The sequence below is a fragment of the Oleiphilus sp. HI0067 genome (assembly GCF_001635735.1).
Genome location: NZ_LWFI01000611.1, coordinates 1 through 632, shown reverse-complemented (window position 1 = coordinate 632; position 632 = coordinate 1). Strand labels below are relative to the sequence as shown.

At 46.8% G+C, this 632-nt stretch carries 1 protein-coding gene; it reads left to right on the top strand.

Annotation, left to right across the window (positions count from 1 at the left end):
* Nucleotides 1-632, top strand: a 632-nt coding sequence (gene murC / locus A3739_RS06880; RefSeq protein WP_231877028.1) for a UDP-N-acetylmuramate--L-alanine ligase, incomplete at both ends; no start/stop codon positions are given.

The following is a 632-nucleotide window of genomic DNA, read 5'->3' as shown; positions in this document are numbered from 1 at the left end:
AGGGTATGAAATTAGCGGTTCTGATATTCAAGAAAGTGCGACAACACGTCATTTAACTAACCTAGGTACACAAGTATTTATTGGCCATCGCGCAAGCAATGTTGATGGTGCGAATGTCATTGTTGTTTCAAGTGCTATCAACGAAGAAAATCCTGAGATTATGGCAGCTCGCTCTGCGCGCATTCCGATTGTGCCTCGCGCTGAGATGTTGGCCGAAATAATGCGATATCGTCATGGTATCGCGATTGCCGGAACGCATGGCAAGACAACGACAACAAGTTTGATCGCGTCGATTCTTGGCGCTGGTGGTATGGATCCAACTTTCGTAATTGGTGGGCGTCTGAATAGTGCCGGCACAAACGCGAAGTTAGGCGGGTCGAGATATCTTGTTGCAGAAGCAGATGAGAGCGATGCGTCTTTTTTACATCTCACCCCAATGGTTTCTGTCGTCACCAACATCGAAGCAGATCATATGCATACCTATGGCGGAGACTTTGGTCGGCTAAAGCAAACCTTTGTAGATTTTCTGCACAATCTTCCGTTCTATGGCACCGCCGTGATGTGTATAGATGACCCAGTCGTCGAAGAGTTAATTCCATCCATCTCACGTGCAGTCATTACCTATGGCTTTA